This is a genomic window from Actinocrispum wychmicini, from assembly GCF_004345645.1.
GTDB classification, from domain to species: domain Bacteria; phylum Actinomycetota; class Actinomycetes; order Mycobacteriales; family Pseudonocardiaceae; genus Kibdelosporangium; species Kibdelosporangium wychmicini.
The window spans coordinates 415,214-436,335 of sequence record NZ_SLWS01000001.1 but is presented as its reverse complement, the minus strand read 5'-3'; the positions used below and the strand labels follow the sequence as shown (position 1 = coordinate 436,335).

Below are 21,122 nucleotides of genomic sequence, written 5' to 3'. Positions count from 1 at the left end.
ACATCGGGTACTTGCCCACAGTCCGACGCGGCGCTGGAGCAGGGCGGACGCGGCCCATCCACACAGTCCACAGCCCTTACTGCTGTTGCTGTTTTGCTCTCTTGAAGAGATCTCCAAAACAGAAACAGGGGCGGTGGATGGCTGAGGACAACCGGCCCGGGAGAAAAGTCCGGGCGCTCGGCCCCGGATGACGGGACCGCCCGGCACGCTCTACGGTTGAACCTCTACAGCTTCGCCGCCCCACGCCGAGTGGCTCGGGACACGGCGCAGCCGGGGGATCAACGGGCCGAGTCTGAAAGGACCTCCATGAAGATCCGCGTCGAGCGCGACGGTCTCGCCGACGCCGTCGCCTGGGTCGCGCGCAGCCTCCCGTCCAGGCCTCCCGTCCCAGTACTGGGCGGGGTGTTGCTGGACGCCGGGTCCGGCTCGCCGGCCGACGATCAAGGCGAGGCGCTGACCATCTCCGGCTTCGACTACGAGGTCTCAGCCACGGTCGGGGTTCCGGCGACCATCGCCGACGGCGGCCGCACCCTGGTGTCCGGCCGGTTGCTCGCCGACATCACCAAGGCGCTGCCGAACCAGCCCGTCGAGATCTCGGTCGACGGCGCCCGCGTCACCATCACGTGCGGCAGCGCGCGGTTCAGCCTGCCGACCATGCCGGTCGAGGACTACCCCCAGCTGCCGGCGATGCCGCAGCTCGCCGGCGAACTCACCGGCGAGGTGTTCGGTCAGGCCGTCGCCCAGGTCGCGATCGCGGCCGGCCGCGACGACACGCTGCCGATGCTGACCGGCGTTCGGATCGAGATCAACGGCGAGACCCTCACGCTCGTCGCCACCGACCGGTTCCGGTTGGCGATGCGGGAGTTCGCCTGGAAGCCGTCCGGCGACGTTCCGGACGCGGCCGTTCTCGTTCCGGCGCGGACGCTGGCCGACGCGGCCAAGTCCCTTGGCACCGCAGGCAAAACCGTCGAGCTCGCACTCGCGTCCGGGGACGGCCTGCTCGGTCTGGCGGGTACCGGCCGGCGGACCACGACCCGTCTGCTCGACGCGGAGTTCCCGCGGTACCGCCAGTTGCTGCCGACCGAGCAGACGTCGAACGCGGTCATCGAGGTCGGCCCGCTCGTCGAGGCGATCAAGCGCGTGTCGCTGGTGGCCGAACGCGGCACCCAGGTCCGGTTGGAGTTCCACGAGGGCGGTCTGAAGCTCTCGGCCGGTGGCGACGACGAGGGCAGCGCTGAGGAAGAGATCCCGGTGCAGTTCGACGGCGAGCCGGTGACCATCGCGTTCAACCCGGGCTACCTGCAGGACGGCCTTGGCGCGTTGCACACCGACCGCGCGGAGTTGTCCTTCACCACACCCAACCGTCCGGCGTTGATCAAGCCGGTGGGTGAGGATGGCGATGTCATGCCTGGCTACCTGTACCTGCTGATGCCCGTGCGGTTGCCGGGTTAGTCGTCACAAGGCACAAAGGGGAGATACCGTGCAGCTCGGGCTCGTCGGCCTCGGCCGAATGGGGTTCAACATGCGCGAGCGGTTGCGCAAGGCCGGTCACGAGGTGGTCGGCTTCGACCGCAACCCGGACGTCACCGACTCGGAGTCACTGGCGGATCTGGTCGGGAAGCTGGCGGCGCCGCGGACCGTCTGGGTGATGGTCCCGGCCGGTGACCCGACCCGGGACACCGTCACCGAACTGCGCGACCTGCTCGCCGAGGGCGACCTGGTGATCGACGGCGGCAACTCGAAGTACACCGAGGACGCGAAGAACGCCGCTTTCCTTGCTGAGAAAGGAATCCGGTACCTGGACGTCGGCGTGTCCGGCGGCGTCTGGGGTCTTGACGTCGGCTACGGCCTGATGGTCGGCGGTGACCGGGCTGATGTCGACCGGGCGATGCCGATCTTCGACGCGCTGCGGCCGGAAGGGCCGCGCGAGGAGGGTTTCGCGCACGCGGGGCCAATCGGCGCAGGGCACTACTCCAAGATGGTGCACAACGGCATCGAGTACGGACTCATGCAGGCGTACGCCGAGGGCTTCGAACTCCTTGACACCGTTGACCTTGTGACCGACGTGCCCGCGGTGATCCGCGCGTGGCAGCGCGGCACGGTCGTGCGGTCGTGGCTGCTCGACCTTCTGGTGCGTGCCTTGGACTCCGACCCCGAGCTGGACGATCTTCGGGGATATGTCGAGGATTCCGGCGAGGGCAGGTGGACGGTCGCGGAGGCGATCAACCACGCGGTGCCCGCGCCGGTTATCTCCGCCGCGTTGTTCGCGCGATTCGCCTCCCGGCAGGAGGATTCGCCGGCGATGCGTGCGGTTGCCGCGCTGCGTAACCAGTTCGGTGGCCACGCGGTACACAAGGTATAGGTGTACGTCCGGCAGCTGCAGGTCGTCGACTTCCGTTCATGGGAGCAGGCGGACCTGACCTTCGAGCCTGGCCCGAGCGTGATCATCGGCGCGAACGGCCAGGGCAAGACGAATCTGGTCGAGGCGATCGGATACGCGGCCACCCTGGGATCGCACCGGGTGGCCACCGACGCCCCGATGATCAGACACGGTGCCGCGCGCGCGGTGGTGCGGACCGCCATCGTCAACGAAGGGCGTGAGCTCACGATCGAGCTGGAGATCACCGCGGGCAAGGCGAACCGGGCGCGGATCAACCGCGGCCCGGTGCCGCGGCCGCGGGATGTCCTGGGAATCCTGCGCACAGTGTTGTTCGCGCCGGAGGATCTCGCGTTGGTCCGTGGCGATCCCGGTGAGCGGCGGCGGTTTCTCGACGACCTTCTCGTTCTGCGCGCGCCCCGTTTCGCGGGTGTGCGTTCGGACTACGAGCGGGTGCTGAAACAGCGCAATGCTTTGCTCAAGTCGTCAGGTGCCGCGCGGCGCGCGGGATCAAAGGGCGACATAGCAACGCTTGACGTGTGGGACGGACATCTCGCGACTCACGGCGGTCAGCTGCTCGCGGCCCGCCTGGACCTCGTGGCCGATCTGGCACCGCATGTGGTCGCCGCATACGCGGGTGTCGCCGGCACTGACAAACCGACGTCCGCGGCGATCGGCTACCGGTCGTCGGTCGGTGACAGCCTCGAGCCTGGCTACGGCGTGCCGGGCGGTGACCGGGCCGATCCGGAGATCGTGGGGGACGCGTTGCTCGCGGCGCTGGCGGCCAACCGGTCCGCGGAGTTGGAGCGGGGTGTCAGCCTGGTCGGCCCGCACCGGGACGACCTGGAGCTGGTACTCGGCGAGGCACCGGCCAAGGGGTACGCCAGCCACGGCGAATCCTGGTCGTTTGCGCTGGCGTTGCGGCTGGCCGCGTATGAATTGCTTCGCTCGGAGGGCTCGGAGCCGGTGTTGGTGCTGGACGACGTGTTCGCCGAGCTGGACCGGCGGCGGCGGGCGCGACTCGCCGAAGTGGCCGCCGCGGCCGAACAGGTCCTGATCACGGCGGCGGTGGAGGAGGATGTCCCCGGTGAACTGGCTGGTAACCGGTTCACGGTCGCAGGCGGGGAGGTAAGCCGTGCCAGATGACGATCAGCTACCGAAGATCACCCCCGGTGGTGTGAGCCGTCCCACATCTGGGGACAACTCTGTGGATAGTGTGGATAACACGGTGACTACGCGGGGTTCGAACGGGACTGACTCGGACAATTCGCCCACGATCTTCGCCCGATCGGATGATTCCAACACGCAGGGTGAGCTTCGTGGCTCCGACCTCGCCCGGGCCGCGCTCAAGGCGGCACAGGAGGCCGCCGGGACCAACAGCCGACGCAAGAAGACCCAGCGACAAGCCCCGCATGCCGACTCCCGGAAGCGTCGCCGCTGGTCAGGCGCTGGTGCCGACAACCGTGACCCGCAGCGGTTCGGCCAGATCCTCGGCCGGATCGCGACGGACCGCGGCTGGAGCGAGCAACTGGCCAACGGCGAGGTGTTCGGCCGGTGGACCGCGCTCGTCGGCGCCGAGATCGCCGAGCATGCCAAGCCGCTCGCGTTGCGCGATGGCGAACTGATCGTGCAGGCGTCTTCAACCGCATGGGCGACACAGCTGCGGTTGCTGCAGCGCCAACTGCTGGCCAAGATCGCCAAGGGGGTGGGTCCCAACGTGGTGAAACGGCTCAAAGTGCACGGTCCGGCGGCACCCAGTTGGCGGTACGGGCCAAGGCACGTGTCCGGTCGCGGCCCGCGTGACACGTACGGCTAACCTGAGCGACTGAGACCACCGCTCAGCAGTCGCCCCTCATACAACTTCACGCGGAGGCTTCTGTGAGCAATCTAGAGGCGTCCTAAGGGCGGTTCTGGCGGACTCGACCAGTAAGATGTAGAGGGGATCAGCGACAGGCCCGTCCAGGCCTCGGCGAGACGAGGAGAAACCACGCCCGTGGGAGACGAACAGAAGACTTACGGTGCCGAGTCCATCTCCGTGCTGAAAGGTCTGGAAGCGGTCCGTCTGCGGCCGGGTATGTACATCGGTTCCACGGGTGAGCGGGGTCTGCACCATCTTATCCAAGAGGTGGTGGACAACTCCGTCGACGAGGCGATGGCCGGCTACGCCACCAAGATCGAGGTCACCCTGCTGGCCGACGGCGGGGTGCGGGTCGTCGACGACGGCCGTGGCATCCCCGTGGCCGAGCAGCTGGAGGAGAAGAGATCCGCGCTCGAGGTCGTCATGACCGTGCTGCACGCCGGCGGCAAGTTCGACAGCGACAGCTACGCCGTGTCCGGTGGCCTGCACGGCGTCGGCATCTCGGTGGTGAACGCGCTGTCCACGCGGCTCGAGGTGATCGTCAAGCGGGACGGCTACATCTGGACGCAGAACTACGCGGCCTCCGAGCCGGTCACGCCGGTGCAGCGCGGCGAGGCCACGGACGAGACCGGCACGTCGATCACCTTCTGGGCCGACCCCACGATCTTCGAGACCACCACGTACAACGCCGAGACCGTGGCCCGGCGCCTGCAGGAGATGGCCTTCCTGAACAAGGGCCTCACGATCGTGCTGCGGGACGAGCGCGTCTCCGAGGAGGAGACCCTGGAGGACGCCGAGGGGAAGGCCGCCCGGATCAAGGAGCGGACCTACCACTACCCGGGCGGGCTCGAGGACTTCGTCAAGCACATCAACCACGCCCGCGACCCGATCCACAGCAAGGTGATCGGCTTCGAGGCCAAGGGCACCGGCCTCGAGGTCGAGATCGCGATGCAGTGGAACACCGGGTACACCGAGTCGGTCTACACCTTCGCCAACACGATCAACACGCCCGAGGGCGGCACCCACGAGGAAGGCTTCCGGGCCGCGCTCACCCGGGTGGTCAACGTCTACGCGCGTGACAAGAAGATGTTGAAGGAAAAGGACGTGAACCTCACCGGTGAGGACGTCCGCGAAGGCCTCGCCGCGATCGTGTCGATCAAACTCGCCGAGCCGCAGTTCGAGGGCCAGACCAAGCAGAAGCTGGGCAACACCGAGGCCAAGACCTTCGTGCAGACCACCTGCAACGAGCAGTTGGCGCACTGGTTCGAGAGCAACCCGGCGGACGCCAGGACGATCGTGACCAAGGCGGTCTCGTCGGCGCAGGCCCGGATCGCGGCCCGTAAGGCCAAGGAACTGGTCCGCCGCAAGGGCGCGCTGGACATCGGCGGCCTGCCCGGCAAGCTCAAGGACTGCCGCTCGACCAACCCCGAGGAGTGCGAGCTCTACATCGTCGAGGGTGACTCCGCCGGCGGCTCGGCCAAAGAGGGCAGGGATTCGAAGTACCAGGCCATCCTGCCGATCCGAGGCAAGATCATCAACGTGGAGAAGGCCAGGATCGACCGGGTGCTGAAGAACACCGAGGTCCAGTCCCTGATCACCGCGCTGGGCACCGGCATCTACGACGAGTTCGACCTGTCGAAACTCCGGTACCACAAGATCGTGCTGATGGCCGACGCCGACGTGGACGGCCAGCACATCCGCACCCTGCTGCTGACACTGCTGTTCCGGTTCATGCGGCCACTGGTCGAGGCCGGCCACGTCTACCTCGCCCAGCCGCCGCTCTACAAGATCAAGTGGCAGCGCGGTGTCGAACCCGACTTCGCCTACTCCGACCGGGAACGCGACGGCCTGATCGAGGCCGGCCTGGCGGCCGGCAAGAAGCTCGGCAAGGACGACAACATCCAGCGGTACAAGGGTCTCGGCGAGATGAACGCGGACGAGCTGTGGGACACCACCATGGACCCGGCCAACCGCGTGCTCGGGCATGTCACCTTGGACGACGCCGCCACCGCCGACGAACTGTTCAGCGTGTTGATGGGTGAGGACGTCGAAGCGCGCCGCTCGTTCATCACCCGCAACGCCAAGGACGTTCGTTTCCTCGACGTGTGATCCGTCCACAGCAGGCATTCATCCGGTAGCCAGACGAAAGAAGAACCGTGACCGAGACGACTCTGCCGCCGGACGGCGACCGCACCGAGCCGGTCGACATCCAGCAGGAGATGCAGCGCTCCTACATCGACTACGCCATGAGTGTCATCGTCGGCCGGGCCCTGCCCGACGTCCGCGACGGCCTCAAGCCGGTGCATGTCCGCGTGCTGTACTCGATGTACGACTCCGGCTTCCGACCCGACCGCGGCTACGTCAAGTGCTCCCGCGTCGTCGGCGACGTGATGGGCAACTACCACCCGCACGGCGACTCGGCCATCTACGACACCCTGGTCCGCCTGGCCCAGGGCTGGTCGATGCGTTACCCGTTGATCGACGGCCAGGGCAACTTCGGTTCCCCCGGCAACGATCCAGCAGCCGCGATGAGATATTGCGTCGCAGGTCACACTCGGATTCGGATGGCTGATGGGGCTACGGTCCAGGTCGGCGACATCGTTGCGGACGCGAAGGCCAACTCGGACAACCCGATCGATCTCAAGGTTCTGGACCGCAACGGTGATCCAGTTCGCGCCGAGATGCTGTTCCACTCCGGCGAGCACCCCACCCTGAAGCTCACCACCCGCGAGGGCTACGAGCTGACCGGCACGCACAACCACCCGGTGCTCTGCCTGGTGAGCCTGTTCGGTGTGCCCACGCTGCTCTGGAAGCTGCTGGAAGAGATTCGCCCGGGCGACCGGGTGGTCATGCAGCGCACTCCGCAGGACGAGGAATACGTCCTGATGAAGGAATACACCGCTGCGATTCTGGCTGGCGGGTTCATCAGCGAAGGCTGGACCGGTGTCCACGGCCAGGCTGGCTTCGACAACACCGACAAGGACTTCTTCGACTCTGTCGTGGCCGCCTATGACAAGTCAGTTGGTTCTACGCGCAGCATCCACACCGAGATGACGGTCACGGGCAAGACTCTCTACAAGCTTCGTTTCCCGGCGAACACGCTGCGCCAGAGTGTCATCGCCGAGCTTGCGGATCTTCGCAGCGCGGAGAAGTTCGTGCCGGAGTTCGTGTGGAGCGGCGGCGTCACAGTGAAGCGGGCCTTCCTCAGTTCGTTGTTCACTGGTGATGGCTCGGCTTCCGCACTACCCCGCAACACGGTTCAGATCTCCTACTCGACTTGCAGCCCTCGGCTCGCCGCCGAGGTGCAGCAGCTTCTGCTCCAGTTCGGCGTCGTCAGCAAGCAGGTCCGGTACGAGCACGGCGAGATCAAGGTCGTCATCACCAACCGCCGAGACGCTCGACTGTTCGCCAACCACGTCGGCTTCCTCGGCGTGAAGCAGGACAAGCTGATCGCGATCCTCGCCTCGGTGCCGACCGAGAGCCGCTCGATGTCCAGCGATCACGTGCCGTTTGTCGGCGAGTACATCCGCGAGCGTGGCGCCGACCGGTGGACCGAGCGCGACTGGCTGCGTCGGCACAACGTCGACCGGGTCGAGCGGTGGGAGACCACCCGCGACGAGATCACCTCGCGGATCACCGACCCGGAGGTGCTTTCGGTCGTCGAGCCGTTGGTGGACGGGCGGTTCTACTACGCCGAGGTCAAGTCGATCACCGATGCCGGCGTCCAGCCGGTGTACAGCCTTCGGGTCGACACCGAAGACCACGCGTTCATCACCGATGGCTTCGTCAGCCACAACACCGAAGCGCGGTTGACGCCGTTGGCCATGCACATGCTGGCCGACATCGACGAGGACACCGTTGACTTCCGCGACAACTACGACGGCCGGACGCAGGAGCCGGTCGTTCTTCCTTCGCGGGTGCCGAACCTGCTCATCAACGGCAGTTCCGGGATCGCCGTCGGGATGGCGACGAACATCCCGCCGCACAACCTGCGTGAAGTCGCCGACGGTGTGGTGTGGGCGCTGGAGAACTGGGACGCGGGCGATGATGAGACCTTGGCCGCGTTGATGACGCGGATCAAGGGGCCGGACTTCCCGACGCACGGTCTCATCCTTGGTACGCAAGGGATTGAGGACGCGTACCGGACCGGCCGCGGCTCGGTCCGGATGCGGTCCGTGGTGGAGGTCGAGGAGGACGCCAAGGGGCGGACCATCCTTGTGGTCACCGAGTTGCCGTACCAGGTCAACCCGGACAACCTGATCGAGAACATGGCCTCGCTGGTGCGGGACGGCAAGATCGCCGGGATCTCGGAGATCGCCGACGAGTCCAACAAGCGCAGCGGCATGCGGATCGTGATCACGCTCAGGCGGGACGCGGTCGCCAAGGTCGTCCTCAACAACCTGTACAAGCACACCCAGTTGCAGCACAACTTCGGTGTCAACATGCTGGCGCTGGTCGACGGTGTGCCGCGGACGCTGCGGCTGGACCAGATCGTCCGGCACTACGTCAAGCACCAGGTCGAGGTCATCATCCGGCGGACCCGGTTCCGGTTGCGCAAGGCGCAGGAGCGGGCTCACATCCTGCGCGGTTACGTCAAGGCGCTGGACATGCTGGACCAGGTCATCGCCCTGATCCGGGGGTCGGCGTCGACCGAGGAGGCGCGTACCGGCCTGATGGCGTTGCTGGACGTCGACGAGGTTCAGGCGACCGCGATCCTGGACCTGCAGCTGCGCCGGCTGTCCGCGATGGAACGCCAGAAGATCATCGACGAACTGGCCGAGATCGAGCGGTACATCGCCGACCTGCAGGACATTCTGGACAAGCCGGAACGGCAGCGGGCGATCGTGCGGGACGAGCTGACCGAGATCGTCGACAAGTACGGCGACGACCGGCGGACCAGGATCATCCCGTTCGACGGCGACGTGTCGGTCGAGGACCTGATCGCGGTCGAGGACGTCGTGATCACGATCACGCGGACGGGCTACGCGAAGCGTACGAAGACCGACCTGTACCGCGCACAGAAGCGCGGCGGCAAGGGTGTCCAGGGCGCGGGCCTCAAGCAGGACGACATCGTGGCGCACTTCTTCGTGTGCTCCACGCACGACTGGATCTTGTTCTTCACCAACAAGGGCCGGGTGTACCGCGCGAAGGCGTACGAGTTGCCGGAGGCGAGTCGTAACGCGCGTGGCCAGCACGTGGCGAACCTGCTGGCGTTCCAGCCCGAGGAACACATCGCCCAGGTCATCCAGATCAAGGACTACGGGGTCACGCCTTATCTCGTGCTCGCGACCAAGGACGGCCTGGTCAAGAAGAGCAAACTGTCCGACTTCGACTCCAACCGGGCCGGCGGCCTGATCGGCATCAACCTCCGTGAGGGTGACGAGCTGGTCGGGGCGGTGATGTGCGCCGCCGAGGACGACCTGCTGTTGGTGTCGGCGGGCGGGCAGTCGATCCGGTTCCACGCCAACGACGAGGCGCTGCGGCCGATGGGTCGGGCCACGTCAGGTGTCCTCGGCATGCGGTTCAATTCCGGTGACGAGCTGCTTACTCTCGGAGTTGTGAGGGAAGGCACGTTCGTCCTTGTCGCCACCGACGGCGGGTACGCGAAGCGCACGCCGATCGAGGATTACTCGGTGCAGGGCCGCGGCGGCAAGGGTGTGTTGACCATCCAGCAGGACTCGAAGCGTGGCAGGCTGGTAGGTGCGCTCATCGTCGAGACCGACGACGAGATCTACGCCATCACCTCGGCGGGCGGTGTGATCAGGACGTCGGCCGCGGAGGTCCGCAAGGCGGGTCGGCAGACCAAGGGTGTGCGGCTGATGAACATCGGCGAAGGCACCCTGCTGGTCGCCATCGCCCGCAGTGCGGAGACGGCGGAGTCGGAGAACGCCGAAGTGGCGGCGGAGGAACCGGCGGACGGGACAACCACCGACCCGTCCAGCGCGTCAACCGAACAGCCCGCAGACTAGAGGTCGGGACCGAACCGACGACGAGACGAGGGACGAGCTCGTGACACCCCCCGAGACCCAGGACGGTCGAGGAACGGACAAGACGCAGGAGGTGGCGGTCGACCGGACCGTCACGGTCTCCACCGTAAACCGTTCGACTTCGACCGAACAGCCGCAGCAACAGGCCAATGGGCAGGGCGAGGCAACCGAGAAGGCAGCCCAATCAGTGGCGGTCGAGGACGAGGCTGCCGCGCCGCCACCTTGGCAGCGTGTCACCAGCGACGCGAAGTACGCGGCCGACCCAGAACCCGAACCCGTGCAGCCGCCTGTGGTCGAAGAGCGCACCCGCCCCCGTCTGGTGGACGAGGAGACCGTGAGCGTGCCGCGTCCTGTGGTCACAGGCACGGCCGCGCCACGTGCGCTCGGCGAGTACCCGCCGGTCGGCCTGCACCAGACAGGTCCGCAGCCGCCGATCGGTCAACCCGCGCGGACAACGGTGAACCTGGGCGGCCAGGCCCCGCCGATCCCGGGGCTCGCTGGTGCGCCGCGCGGAAGCGCGCCGCCGAGTGCCCTCCGTCGTCCCGGCCGTGGACCTCGGCGGGCGAACCTGCAGATCAAACGGTTCGACCCATGGTCGGTGCTGAAGCTGTCGCTGGTGCTCGGTGTGGCGTTGTTCTTCGTCTGGATGGTCGCGGTCGGCGTGCTGTACGCGGTGCTGGACGGCATGGGCGTATGGGACAAGATCAACGGCATCGGCAACGACCTGTTCGCCGCCAACAGCGGCGGTACCGGCCAGCCACTGGTCAGCGCCGGCCGGGTGTTCGGCGTCGCGGCGATCATCGGCGCGGTGAACATCGTGCTGTTCAGCGCGTTGGCCACGGTCGGCGCGTTCGTCTACAACGTCTCGGCGGACCTGGCCGGCGGCCTCGAAGTCACGCTGGCAGAACGGGAGTAGGCCGGGGATACCGGTTTGGGGGAGCGATCGGGTGTGCTGTAATCTTCTCCTCGTTCCCACAAGGGCCCATAGCTCAGGCGGTTAGAGCGCTTCGCTGATAACGAAGAGGTCGGAGGTTCAAGTCCTCCTGGGCCCACCGATCGATTGGGTGAGCTGTGCCCACGGGGAGCGTGGGCCGGGATCGATCGGATTATTTTGAGGGGCCCAGCCCCCCAAACCCCCCAGGAACAGATGGGCGCTGCGCGCCAAGGTGGGCTTCGCGTAGGCTGGGGAGCGCCTGGGGAACTTAAGCATGTGCCTGAAGGAGGCCTGACGTGAAGAAGCTTTTCGCACTTGTGGCTGTTGCTGGTGCCATCTTCCTGGTGGTGCGGCGGAGCCGTTCCGCGAAGGCCGAGGCCGACCTGTGGCGCGAGGCCACCGCGCCGGCCGGCAACAACGGCGCCAAGAAGTAACCAGCGACAACCTGGCGGTGGCCGTGCCGACCGGCGCGGCCACCACAGAGGTACCTTGGCCAAGTCCCACACGGGGACGTAGCTCAATTGGCAGAGCACTGCCTTTGCAAGGCAGGGGTTAGGGGTTCGATTCCCCTCGTCTCCACTCGGGCGTACCCTGCTCGGTTGCTTCGCAACCTTCGCCGGCTCGCTCCGACATCATTTTGGGGGGCCGAGCCCCCCAAACCCCCCACGTGCGCGCTTCGCGCGCCTCACCTCACAGCGGGCCAACCCGGGGCGCGCTGCGTGGGTTCGCGGTAGCGTTGGGGCGGTGAGGGAAAAGGGGACTTTTGCCATTGGTGTGCTGGCATCGGTGTTCTATCCGGTGACTTGGCTGTTCGCCCGCCGCACCACGCGTGGGCTGGAGAACATTCCGCGTGAGGGCGCCGCGTTGGTGGTGCTCAACCACCCGTCGTACATCGATCCCATCATCGACGCCATCTCCATCCATGAGTACGGCCGCATCCCCCGGTTCTTCACCAAGCACACGTTGTGGAAGATCCCGGTTCTCGGCCGGGTCCTGGACGGCGCCGGGCAGATCCCGGTCTTCCGGGGTACGTCCAAGGCTGGCGACAGCCTGCGTGGCGCGGACGCCGCGCTGCGGGACGGCAAGGTCGTGGTGATCTACCCCGAAGGCACGCTGACCAGCGATCCCGATGGGTGGCCGGGTGCAGGGCGGACCGGGGTGGCGAGGCTGGCTTTGGCCAACGACGTGCCGGTCATCCCGGCCGCGAAGTGGGGGACGAAGGAGATCCTCGACTCACGGCGGCGGCGTTTCCGGCCGTTTCCGCCGAAGCGGGTGCGAATGCTCGTCGGCGAACCGGTGGATCTCAGTGCCTACCGGGACCGGCCGGTCGACCGGGAACTCTTAGGCGAGGTCACCGAGGTCGTCATGGCTCGGGTTCGGGAACTGCTCAAGGAGATCAGGGACTGAACGTCGGCCCACGTGGGCGTCGCGACGACCCAGTCCGGTGCGGGTGTCTTCTGTGGACCGAACAGGTAGCGGTGCTCGACGACGTCCCGCATGTGGCCGAGGACGTCCCGCCGGTCGTCGATGAAGTGCGTGATGCCGAGCCGCTTGCAGTGCACTGCTTTCTCGGCACGTTCGCGGCAGAACCTCGTGTTGGCACGGAGAATGCCGGTCTTGTTCCAGAAGTCGTGATGGTCCAGCCATTGTAGGGTGCGTTCCTGGATGCGTGGGCCGCACTTGGAGACGATCCACACGCGACCTTCGAACATCTCGACCAGCCGCGGCAGGACGTCCATCGCGTCCGGCATCGCCGGCGTGCGCATGGCTTCCTCGTACCCGCCGCTCAGAAACGTGGTGTCGTCGCCTCCTGGCTCTGCTGAGCCCTCGTTGATCACTCGGCCGAAGTCGACGCCGAGTCCTGGTTCTTTCATGGCGCACAGTGTGCGACGGCCCGGCGGTCAACCAGAACTGAATTTACTTGGTTCAACGTGAAACATGGGTGGCGCTCAGGCGCGTAGTCGGGCCGGGTCGACTTCGGTCACGGCTGTTTTCCCATCCAGCTCCCAACCCTTGTCGTATGCCGTGGCGAAGGTTTCCTCGCCGAGGGCGGCCCGTCCCCGGTAGGTGAGTTCGTGAACGTACCGATTGGTGCGGTCGTGAGTACCGCGTAGGCGGGCGGCGGCGCCGAGCAGGACAGCGGCCTCGTGATGCCGCCCGTGTGCTTGGGCGAGCGCGGCCGTGGTGACCGCCACCTGCGACATGATCGGCAGGTCCCGGGTCTTCAGCGCCGCCGCGTATGCCTTCTCCACAGCCTTCTCCGCGTCGGCCAGGTCACCCGTTTCCAAGCAGAGCACGGCTCGTACGTTGCCGACCAGCGTCCGGGCGTGGTCGGCGGGGAACCTGGTGCCGCTGTGCAGACCTCGTTCGGCGTCGTCAAGTAGCTTCCTGGCCCGGTCCAGCTCGCCGAGCCGCATCCTGAAGACGGCCTCCCACGCGTTGACCAGGGCCAGCATCTCCGGCGAGTTCGCCCGCTCCCGGCCGAGTCGATCATCGCGATCGTCAGGTCGGCGTCGCCGCGCCGCAGGTACAGGTCGATCCAGCGGAGGTCGCTGAAGACCTCGTCGCTGAGGCTGCGCGAGCCGAACTCGTCGGCCAGCGACTGGGCCTCGCGCAGGTCGGCCAGCGCGCCGTCGAGGTCGTCGTCGTACTGCCGCAGTTGGGCGCGTAACGGCAGTACGGGTGGCTTGGCCCCAGCGGTCGCTGGCCTGTCGGAAGCAGGCCAGGGCCACGTCCACGGCGGTGCGCATCTTGTCGAGCTCGCCCGCGTTCTCGGCGACCTGGGCTCGGAACATGTGGGCCAGCCCGGCCAGCCAGACGTCGTCGACGAGGGCCTCGAGGATCGCGAGCGCGGTCTCCTCCTCCTGAAGGATCGCGAGCGGGAGCACGGTGAGCGCGCGTACCCGCACCGGCAGCACCGGGTACGCGAGCAGCCGGTCGACCAGCTCACGGATCTCGGCCGCCTCGGCGGTCGTCCCTGGCCGGGCGTCGACCCGGTTGACCAGGTAGATCGCTTGGGCGCAGTCGCGGTCGGGCGTCGGCTCACCGCCAGGCACCGCCAGTGCCTCGCCCAGCCAGTAGGCCGCGTCGGGGTGCCGGGCGAACATCAGCCAGTACCAGGTCAGGTTCAGGGCGAGAGCGACCGCGCCGGTGGCATCACCGGTGTCGCACCGCCAGCGCAGGGCGGCCAGCGCGTTGTCGTACTCGGCGCTGACAACGCGGATGGCCGCCAGCTGGCCAGGCCCGCGCAGCTGCGGGTCGCATCGGGCCATCAGCTCGGCGAAGTAGCCGGCGGCCAGGTCGCGGACGGTGTCGAGGTCGCCTGTCTCCCGCAGACGGTCGATGCCGTACTCGCGCAGGGTCTCCAACATTCGGTATCGGCCCGGGTCGGACGCGAGCTGCAGCAGCGACCGGTCGACGAGACCGGCGATCAGCTCGGGGATCTCGGCGGCCGGGATCTCGGCGCAGACCGCGGCGGCCGAGGCCAAGGTGACGCCGCCGGGCAGGATCGAGACGCGTTCGGCGACCGTACGTTCGTGCTCGCTCAGCAGGTCCCAGCTCCAGGCGATGACGGCGCGCAGCGTGCGGTGCCGGGGCAGCGCGGTACGGCTGCCGCTGGTCAGCAGTTGGAACCGGTCGGACAGTCCGTCGGCCAGCTCGGGCAGGGACAGCGTCCGCAGTCGGGCCGCGGCCAGCTCCAGCGCCAGCGGCATCCCGTCCAGGCCGCGGACCACCCGCCGGACCTCGGGCAGCGTCGTCTCGTCGACGTCGAAGCCGGGGCGCACGGCTGCGGCCCGCTCGGTGAACAGGCGCACCGACGCCACCCGCCTGGCCTGTTCGACGTCGTCGTTCGGGCCGGGCAGCGCGAGCGGGCCGAGCGGCACCAACGCCTCGCCGTCGACTGCCAGGGCTTCGCGGCTGGTGGCGAGCACGCGTAGCCCCGGGCAACGGGACAGCAGTGTCGCGACCAGGTGGGCCACGGCGTCGATCAGGTGCTCGCAGTTGTCGACCAGCAGCAGACTCTCCCGGCCGACGAGCTGGTCGACGAGTACGTCCAGCTCGTCGCCCACGACCCGCATCCGGGCCTCGAACCTCGCGCCGCCGCGTATCCCGGCGAGCACGGCCGCACTGACCTTGGCCGGCTCGATGACCGAGGCGAGGTCGATCATCCAGGCGCCGTCGCGGTACTCGTGGCGGCGGGCGGCCTCCACGGCGAGGCGTGTCTTGCCGGCGCCGCCAGGCCCGAGCACGGTGACCAGACGACCCGCGGCGAGCAGCGTGTGGATCCGGGCGAGGTCCTCGTCGCGGCCGATGAAGCTGGTCAGCGGCGCGGGCAGATTGCTCGAGCTGGTTAGGGCCGGCCGCTCTGCGCGCAACAGGCTCAGGTGGCGCTCACGCAGCGCGGTGCCAGGGTCGGTGCCGAGGTCGTCGGCGAGGGTTTCGCGGACTCGTTCGTACAGAGCCAAGGCGTCGGCCTGACGACCTTGGGCGCCGAGCGCGTCCATGAGCAGCGCGGCCGCCCGCTCGTGGACCGGCTGCTCGGCGAGTAGGGCGGTCAGGTGGGCAGCGGCCGTATCGGCGCGGCCCAGGGACAGCTCGGCGTCAGCGAGGTCGGCGACGGCCTCGACGGAAGTGTGGGCCAGCAGGGTTGCGGCGGCGGGTGCTACCGCGGCGACGACCGGGGGGCTCGACGCCTGGACGGTCGCCCCACAGCGCCACGGCCTCGCCGAGCACGGCCGCTGCGCGTAGGCGGTCACGGCCGGCGGCGGCAAGTTGCTCGAACCGTAGCGCGTCCACGTCGGCCACGGCCAGCCGGTAGCCGCCCGCGACCTGGGCGACGTCGCCAGCCGAGCTGAGGGCGCGACGCAGCCGCGAGACAAGGGCCTGCAGGGCGTGGGCGGGGTCTGCTGGCGGTTCCTCAGCCCAGATCGCGTCGATGAGGACGGTCTGTTCGACCGCGCGCCCGCCGGCGAGTGCCAGCCGTACGACCAGGCCCTGCAACCGCGCGCCCGGAACAGGTAGTGCGGCGTCACCGCGAGACGCCTGAAACGCCCCGAGCATCGTGACGCGAAGGCGCGCACCCCCGTCCATTCCCTGATCTTCGCGCAGACCCGGTGTGAGCGTCGTGTGCGCCCCGTGTGAGCGGCTCGCGTCAGTCTCCGCGTGTCCGAAGAATGGGGAGTTACTCGTGTATGACGTAGTGATCGTGGGGGCCGGCCCGGTCGGTCTTCTCCTCGCCTGTGAGCTTGGCCTCGCGGGCTGCTCGGTCCTGGTGCTTGAGCGGGAGCCGGAGCCCCACTCCCCGTGGCGGGCGGACCCGCTCGGGGTGCGGGGCCTGTCCGCCGCGTCGGTCGAGACGTTCTACCGGCGCGGAATGCTTTGCTCGCTACTGACCGCGTCGGGTGTCCACGACGATCCAGGTGTGGACGAGGCAGCACCGCCGCGCCGCGTGGGCCACTTCGCAGGCATGGTGCTCGATCCGGCCAAGGTCGACGTCGCCGCGTTGGCGTTCCGGCTGCCCAGCCCGGCACCGGACTCGCTGATGACCAGCCTCGAAGCGGTCGAGTCGGTGCTGTCCGAGCGGGCAGCCAAGCTCGGCGTGGAGATCAGGCGCGGCGTCACGGTCTCAGCCATCGCGCAGGACGACGAGAGCGCGGTCGTGCACGCCGGTGAGCACGAGTACGCGGCGCGCTGGGTCGTCGGCTGCGACGGCGGACGCAGTGCCGTACGTGGGCTCGCGGGCTTCGAGTTCGTCGGCACCGAGCCGCAGTTCACCGGCTACACCATGCTCGTCACCATCGCCGATCCCGAGAAGCTGAGCCCGGGGTTCAACTTGACGCCCTCGGGCATGTACATCCAGATGCCCACCGAAGGGCACATCGGCATGATGGACTTCGACCTCGGCGCCTTCGACCGCTCGCGGCAGCCGACCCGCGACCACCTCCAGGCGGTTCTGCGCCGCGTGTCCGGCACCGACGTGACGTTGAGCGAGGTCCATCTCGTCTCGACCTTCACCGACCGGGCGATGCAGACCACGACCTACCGGCAGGGACGCGTCCTGCTCGCGGGCGACGCCGCGCACATCCACTCGCCGCTTGGCGGGCAGGGACTCAACACCGGCCTTGGCGACGCCATGAACCTGGGATGGAAGCTCGCGGCGACCGTGCACGGACACGGACCGGACGGGTTCCTCGACACCTACACCCGTGAACGCCATCCGGTCGCGGCCTGGGTGCTCGACTGGACGCGCGCGCAGGCGGTGGCCCTGCGGCCGGACGCGCATGGCCAGGCGGTCCAGGGGTTGATCCGCGACCTGCTCCGGACCCGGGACGGAACGACCTACGTGTTCGAGAAGGTGTCGGGATCGTCGATCCGCTACGACCTCGGCAGCGAGCACCCACTGGTCGGCCGCAACGCCCCGAACTTCCAGCTCCGCGACGGCACTCGCCTCGGCGAGGAGATGCAGGACGGACAAGGCGTCGTGCTGGATTTCAGTACCGACCGCCGGCTGCGTGATTCGGCGACGAGCCGGCTGCGTTATGTGGCCGGCACGGCCAAGAACGACCTCGGACTGGGTGCCGTGCTCGTCCGGCCGGACGGCGTCGTCGCCTGGGCGGGCGATCGCGACTTCGACCGGCAAGCGTTCGAACGGGCCGTCGGGCAGTGGTTCGGCAGTGCCGAATTCGAGGAGCGCACATGACGATCACCCTGCGCCCAGGAAGCACCGTGGTGTTCACCGGCGATTCGACGCCCGCCCGGACGTGGTGTCGATCCTCGTGGGAGTCAACGACATGGGCTGGCACACGCTGGATCCAGCGGGGTACGTGATCCCGGTGGAGGAGTTCGAAACGGGGTATGACCGCCTGCTCGCCGCGACGACCGGACCGGAGTACTGGGCCGCGGACGGCGTGCACCCGACGCCGGCCGGGCACGCCGCACTCACCGCGGCCTGGCTGCGTCTGGTCGCGTGACCCTCTGGTGCAGGCAACGGGACAACGAGGATGATCGAGGCCGTGACACACGTGGCCGGAGTGGTGTTGGCTGGTGGTTCCGGCTCGCGGTTCGGCCGGTCGGTCAACAAGGTCTATCTGCCGTTGGCCGGTCGGCCGGTGTTGTCCTGGTCGCTGCACGCGCTCGCCGAACACTGCGACGTCCTTGTTCTGGTGACCCGCCCACAGGACGTCGAGTTCATGGCCGAGGTCGTCGGCGACATGGCGGTCGACGTGGTCTCCGGCGGCAGCACGCGGCAGGGCTCGGAGTTGGCCGCGCTCAGGCATCTCGCCCCGCGGATCGAGTCCGGCGAGATCGACACCGTTCTGATTCACGACGGAGCCCGCCCGCTGGCCAGCGGTGACCTTGTGGGCGCGGTGCTGGCGGCGACCCGCGAGCACGGCGGTGCGATCCCTGGGCTGCTGAGTGAGGATCTCGCAGCCGAGACGCCCGAGGGTGATGTCGTGCCGGTCGACGAGGAACTGGTCGCGGTCCAGACACCACAAGGGTTCCTGGCGAAACCGTTGCTCGACGCGTACGAGCAGGCGACCGCGGAAGGGTTCGACGGCACGGACACCGCGTCGTGCGTTGAGCGGTACACCGACATCCAGGTGCACTGGGTTCCAGGTGAGCAACGAAACCTGAAGATCACGTTCGAACACGACCTGGTGGTCGCGGAGCGGATCCTGGAGCCTCGGTGACGTCCGCGCGCGGCCTGCACGCGCACCTGCTCGACTCACTCGGCATGGCGCTCGCCTCGGGCCGGTATCCGAGCGGCACCATTCTCCGCCTCGACGAGCTGACCACCAGATACGGCGTTTCCCGAACCGTGGCAAGGGAAGCCGTGCGCGTGCTGGAGGCACTGCGAATGGTCCGCAGCCGACCGAAGGTCGGGATGACCGTCCTGCCCGCCACGGACTGGAACCTCTTCGACCCGCAGCTGATCCGGTGGCGCCTGGCCGGATCGGACCGCCGGCGGTTGCTCGGCCAGCTGTCCCAGTTACGTGGCGCGGTCGAACCGGTCGCCGCTGGTCTCGCCGCGACGCACGCCACTGCCGAACAGCGAGCGGAGTTGTCCCGGTTCGCGGACGAGATGCGTGCGCATGCCGTCGCCGGTGACATGGGCAGGTTCATCGCCGCGGACGTGGCGTTCCACAGGATCGTGTTCCTCGCGTGCGGCAACGACTTGTTCGTGCACGTCGGCGAGGTGACCGCGACGGTGCTGAACGGCCGGAAAGAGCTGAGCCTGCTCCCGGCGACCGCCAACCGGGAGGCACTGGACTGGCATGTCCTTGTGGCGGAAGCGATTCGACGAGGTGACGCGGCGGCCGCCGAACGGGTGGCCCGCAGTATCGTCGAGCAGTCGGCCGACGAGGTGCAAAGGTTGCTGGAGCCCTGAGTCCTGTCGACGCTGACAGGACCCAGGAGTGATCCCTACTCGGTCAGACTGGGCTGGTGCGCCCGCTGCCAGAGTTTGGTCAGGGTGTAGCTACCCGGACCGACAATGGCGATCAACAGGAAGACCCAGCTGTAGACCGCGGCCAGTTCGCCGCCGTTCTCGATCGGCCAGAGCGCTTTCGGCTGGTGAGTGGTGAAATACGCGTACGCCATCTCACCGGAGCACAACAGAGCGGCGATGCGCGTTCCGACTCCGAGCATCACCGCCAGGCCCCCGCCGAACTCGATGACCGCCGAGAACCAACTCGGCCACGAACCGAACGTGACGGTCTTGCCGCCGAACATTCCGAACAACTTGGCAATTCCGTGGCAGGCGAACAGCACGCCGACCACGAACCGGAACAACGACAGCAGGTCTTCCCTACGCCGCAGGATCGTCTCCATCCAAACCCCTTACCGTTGCAGGATTAGCAAGGTGTTGCGACAACGGCTTACGCCGAACGGCCCAGGGCGGTTCAGCGAGGTCGACAAGATCCACGTGATGGCGTCTGATTAACTGACCATGCCATGAAGCGAGCGACCCCAGCCCTGGTCCTGCTGCTCTGCGCCACGGCATGCTCAACGAGCCCACCCAAGCAGCAGGTCACGATACCCACGTCCACACCGCCGACCGCCACCCCGCAAAGTACTGATCAAGGGCCGCCGACCACTCCGGAACCGGTTGCGGACGGGCCGTGCCCCTATCTCGACAGCACCTTTGTCGCGGACGCCAACGGCCAGCACGTCACCAAGGTCCGGATTTCCGCGGACAAACCGCATCCCGCGTGCTTCTTCTACCGTCCGGACGGCACGGTCCAGCTCACCGTCCGGGTGTACGTGGGGGACGCGAAGAACGCGAAGGCCCTGGTCGACCAGGCGGCGCCGATCGCGACGTCGAACCCGGCCAGTTCGCCGCCGGGCTGGAAGGGCGGCTCACTGGGCCAGGACAAGAGCTCGGTCTACGCCGTCGCCAAGGACGTCACCGCGGTGATCGTCACGTCGAACCAGGCGCAGTCCACCAAGCCGCGGCGGGTGGCCGAGAAGGCGATCACCGCGCTCGGGCTCTGACCGCCCCCGGTGCGGCGCGGACGCCACACCGGGGGCGCGACTACTTGTCGGACGGGGCGGCCGACTTGGCCCGCTGGCCGTTCTCCTGCTGCTTCGGCTCGGGCGTCTCGTCCTCGGTCCGGGGCTCCGGCGTGAAGACGTCCTCGGACGAACCGGACCGGGACTTGACCACCACGGCCGTGCCGGCCGCGGCGACGACCAGCGCGACCATCCACGGCCAGCGACGGCGACGCTTGGTTTCGGTGCCGGCCAGCTCCTGGATGCTGCCCTTGGCCTTGTGCGCGGTCTTCGCCAGGTCCTTGCGGGCGGCCTTGGCCTTGCGGGCCAGCTTGCGGCGCGTCCCGCGGGTCTTGGCCGCCACGTCCTCAGCACCAGAAACCAGCTTGTGCTCCGCCCGGCGAACGGCGTCCACGGCCTTGTCCACCGCCTCTGGAGCGCGGTTCATCGCCTTCACCTCGTCCGTACTTCGAA

19 protein-coding genes and 2 tRNA genes are annotated in these 21,122 nt (G+C 68.0%); 16 read left to right on the top strand and 5 right to left on the bottom strand.

The window, feature by feature from the left end:
• The first annotated feature begins 306 nt into the window (after positions 1–306).
• From dnaN to EV192_RS02120, 11 genes are all read left to right on the top strand, one after another.
• Entirely contained in the window at positions 307–1,452 is a 1,146-nt protein-coding gene (dnaN, locus tag EV192_RS02165; protein ID WP_132110547.1) for a DNA polymerase III subunit beta, read from the top strand.
• A gap of 28 nt (positions 1,453–1,480) precedes the next feature.
• Positions 1,481–2,362: a phosphogluconate dehydrogenase (NAD(+)-dependent, decarboxylating) gene (gene gnd / locus EV192_RS02160; RefSeq protein WP_132110545.1), complete on the top strand. Its 882-nt coding sequence runs from the start codon at positions 1,481–1,483 to the stop codon at positions 2,360–2,362.
• Positions 2,363–3,523 (top strand): DNA replication/repair protein RecF, encoded by a 1,161-nt coding sequence (gene recF, locus EV192_RS02155; protein ID WP_132110543.1) that lies wholly within the window; start codon positions 2,363–2,365, stop codon positions 3,521–3,523.
• Between the two features lie 82 nt (positions 3,524–3,605).
• Positions 3,606–4,193 carry a DciA family protein gene (locus EV192_RS02150; protein WP_207925861.1) on the top strand — a complete coding sequence of 196 codons (588 nt, stop codon included), beginning with the start codon at positions 3,606–3,608 and terminating at the stop codon, positions 4,191–4,193.
• Positions 4,194–4,370: 177 nt separating this feature from the next.
• Positions 4,371–6,344 (top strand): DNA topoisomerase (ATP-hydrolyzing) subunit B, encoded by a 1,974-nt coding sequence (gene gyrB, locus EV192_RS02145; protein ID WP_132110541.1) that lies wholly within the window; start codon positions 4,371–4,373, stop codon positions 6,342–6,344.
• A gap of 47 nt (positions 6,345–6,391) precedes the next feature.
• Positions 6,392–10,204, top strand: coding sequence for an intein-containing DNA gyrase subunit A (gene gyrA / locus EV192_RS02140; RefSeq protein ID WP_132110539.1), 3,813 nt, complete (start codon positions 6,392–6,394; stop codon positions 10,202–10,204).
• A gap of 40 nt (positions 10,205–10,244) precedes the next feature.
• Positions 10,245–11,138, top strand: coding sequence for a DUF3566 domain-containing protein (locus EV192_RS02135; protein WP_132110537.1), 894 nt, complete (start codon positions 10,245–10,247; stop codon positions 11,136–11,138).
• 62 nt (positions 11,139–11,200) lie between these two features.
• A tRNA-Ile gene (locus EV192_RS02130) sits at positions 11,201–11,274 on the top strand.
• 178 nt (positions 11,275–11,452) lie between these two features.
• Positions 11,453–11,590 (top strand): DLW-39 family protein, encoded by a 138-nt coding sequence (locus tag EV192_RS53580; protein WP_165960168.1) that lies wholly within the window; start codon positions 11,453–11,455, stop codon positions 11,588–11,590.
• A 72-nt stretch (positions 11,591–11,662) separates the two neighbouring features.
• Positions 11,663–11,735, top strand: a tRNA-Ala gene (locus tag EV192_RS02125).
• Positions 11,736–11,900: 165 nt separating this feature from the next.
• On the top strand, positions 11,901–12,563 hold the full coding sequence (locus EV192_RS02120; protein ID WP_132110535.1) for a lysophospholipid acyltransferase family protein: 663 nt from the start codon (positions 11,901–11,903) through the stop codon (positions 12,561–12,563).
• Here the strand turns inward: EV192_RS02120 and EV192_RS02115 are convergent.
• From EV192_RS02115 to EV192_RS55465, 3 genes are all read right to left on the bottom strand, one after another.
• Positions 12,467–13,030 carry a hypothetical protein gene (locus EV192_RS02115; RefSeq protein ID WP_132110533.1) on the bottom strand — a complete coding sequence of 188 codons (564 nt, stop codon included), beginning with the start codon at positions 13,028–13,030 and terminating at the stop codon, positions 12,467–12,469. The genes EV192_RS02120 and EV192_RS02115 overlap by 97 nt on opposite strands.
• A gap of 75 nt (positions 13,031–13,105) precedes the next feature.
• Positions 13,106–15,799: an ATP-binding protein gene (locus EV192_RS02110; RefSeq protein WP_243726693.1), complete on the bottom strand. Its 2,694-nt coding sequence runs from the start codon at positions 15,797–15,799 to the stop codon at positions 13,106–13,108.
• The gene (locus EV192_RS55465; RefSeq protein ID WP_243726581.1) at positions 15,759–16,247 is read right to left on the bottom strand and encodes an AfsR/SARP family transcriptional regulator; all 489 of its coding nucleotides are present in this window, start codon (positions 16,245–16,247) and stop codon (positions 15,759–15,761) included. Before EV192_RS55465 ends, EV192_RS02110 begins: the two co-directional genes overlap by 41 nt.
• Before the next feature lie 97 nt (positions 16,248–16,344).
• Between EV192_RS55465 and EV192_RS02105 the strand changes: the two genes are divergently transcribed.
• The 4 genes from EV192_RS02105 to EV192_RS02090 all read left to right on the top strand — a co-directional run bounded on the left by EV192_RS02105 (position 16,345) and on the right by EV192_RS02090 (position 19,545).
• Entirely contained in the window at positions 16,345–17,856 is a 1,512-nt protein-coding gene (locus EV192_RS02105) for an FAD-dependent oxidoreductase (protein ID WP_132110531.1), read from the top strand.
• Between the two features lie 76 nt (positions 17,857–17,932).
• The gene (locus EV192_RS02100) at positions 17,933–18,127 is read left to right on the top strand and encodes a hypothetical protein (protein WP_207925860.1); all 195 of its coding nucleotides are present in this window, start codon (positions 17,933–17,935) and stop codon (positions 18,125–18,127) included.
• A 30-nt stretch (positions 18,128–18,157) separates the two neighbouring features.
• Complete coding sequence (locus tag EV192_RS02095; RefSeq protein WP_132110529.1) at positions 18,158–18,847, top strand: IspD/TarI family cytidylyltransferase; 690 nt, start codon at positions 18,158–18,160, stop codon at positions 18,845–18,847.
• Positions 18,844–19,545 carry a FadR/GntR family transcriptional regulator gene (locus EV192_RS02090; protein WP_243726580.1) on the top strand — a complete coding sequence of 234 codons (702 nt, stop codon included), beginning with the start codon at positions 18,844–18,846 and terminating at the stop codon, positions 19,543–19,545. Before EV192_RS02095 ends, EV192_RS02090 begins: the two co-directional genes overlap by 4 nt.
• A gap of 35 nt (positions 19,546–19,580) precedes the next feature.
• Here EV192_RS02090 and EV192_RS02085 read toward each other — a convergent pair whose 3' ends face one another.
• The gene (locus EV192_RS02085) at positions 19,581–19,988 is read right to left on the bottom strand and encodes a DoxX family protein (protein ID WP_132110527.1); all 408 of its coding nucleotides are present in this window, start codon (positions 19,986–19,988) and stop codon (positions 19,581–19,583) included.
• A 123-nt stretch (positions 19,989–20,111) separates the two neighbouring features.
• Here EV192_RS02085 and EV192_RS02080 point away from each other — a divergent pair, with 123 nt between their 5' ends.
• Entirely contained in the window at positions 20,112–20,651 is a 540-nt protein-coding gene (locus EV192_RS02080; RefSeq protein ID WP_132110525.1) for a DUF2020 domain-containing protein, read from the top strand.
• 40 nt (positions 20,652–20,691) lie between these two features.
• On the opposite strand, the gene EV192_RS02075 is transcribed toward EV192_RS02080, so the two are convergent.
• The gene (locus tag EV192_RS02075; RefSeq protein WP_132110523.1) at positions 20,692–21,096 is read right to left on the bottom strand and encodes a hypothetical protein; all 405 of its coding nucleotides are present in this window, start codon (positions 21,094–21,096) and stop codon (positions 20,692–20,694) included.
• Between the last annotated feature and the right edge of the window lie 26 nt (positions 21,097–21,122).

Bases quoted from the DNA above. Each gene is read 5' to 3' on its own strand.
- EV192_RS02095 (WP_132110529.1), top strand. From the start codon at position 18,158: ATGATCGAGGCCGTGACACACGTGGCCGGAGTGGTGTTGGCTGGTGGT.
- EV192_RS02075 (WP_132110523.1), bottom strand. From the start codon at position 21,096: ATGAACCGCGCTCCAGAGGCGGTGGACAAGGCCGTGGACGCCGTTCGC.
- EV192_RS55465 (WP_243726581.1), bottom strand. From the start codon at position 16,247: ATGGACGGGGGTGCGCGCCTTCGCGTCACGATGCTCGGGGCGTTTCAG.
- dnaN (WP_132110547.1), top strand. From the start codon at position 307: ATGAAGATCCGCGTCGAGCGCGACGGTCTCGCCGACGCCGTCGCCTGG.
- EV192_RS02115 (WP_132110533.1), bottom strand. From the start codon at position 13,030: ATGAAAGAACCAGGACTCGGCGTCGACTTCGGCCGAGTGATCAACGAG.
- EV192_RS02080 (WP_132110525.1), top strand. From the start codon at position 20,112: ATGAAGCGAGCGACCCCAGCCCTGGTCCTGCTGCTCTGCGCCACGGCA.
- EV192_RS02085 (WP_132110527.1), bottom strand. From the start codon at position 19,988: ATGGAGACGATCCTGCGGCGTAGGGAAGACCTGCTGTCGTTGTTCCGG.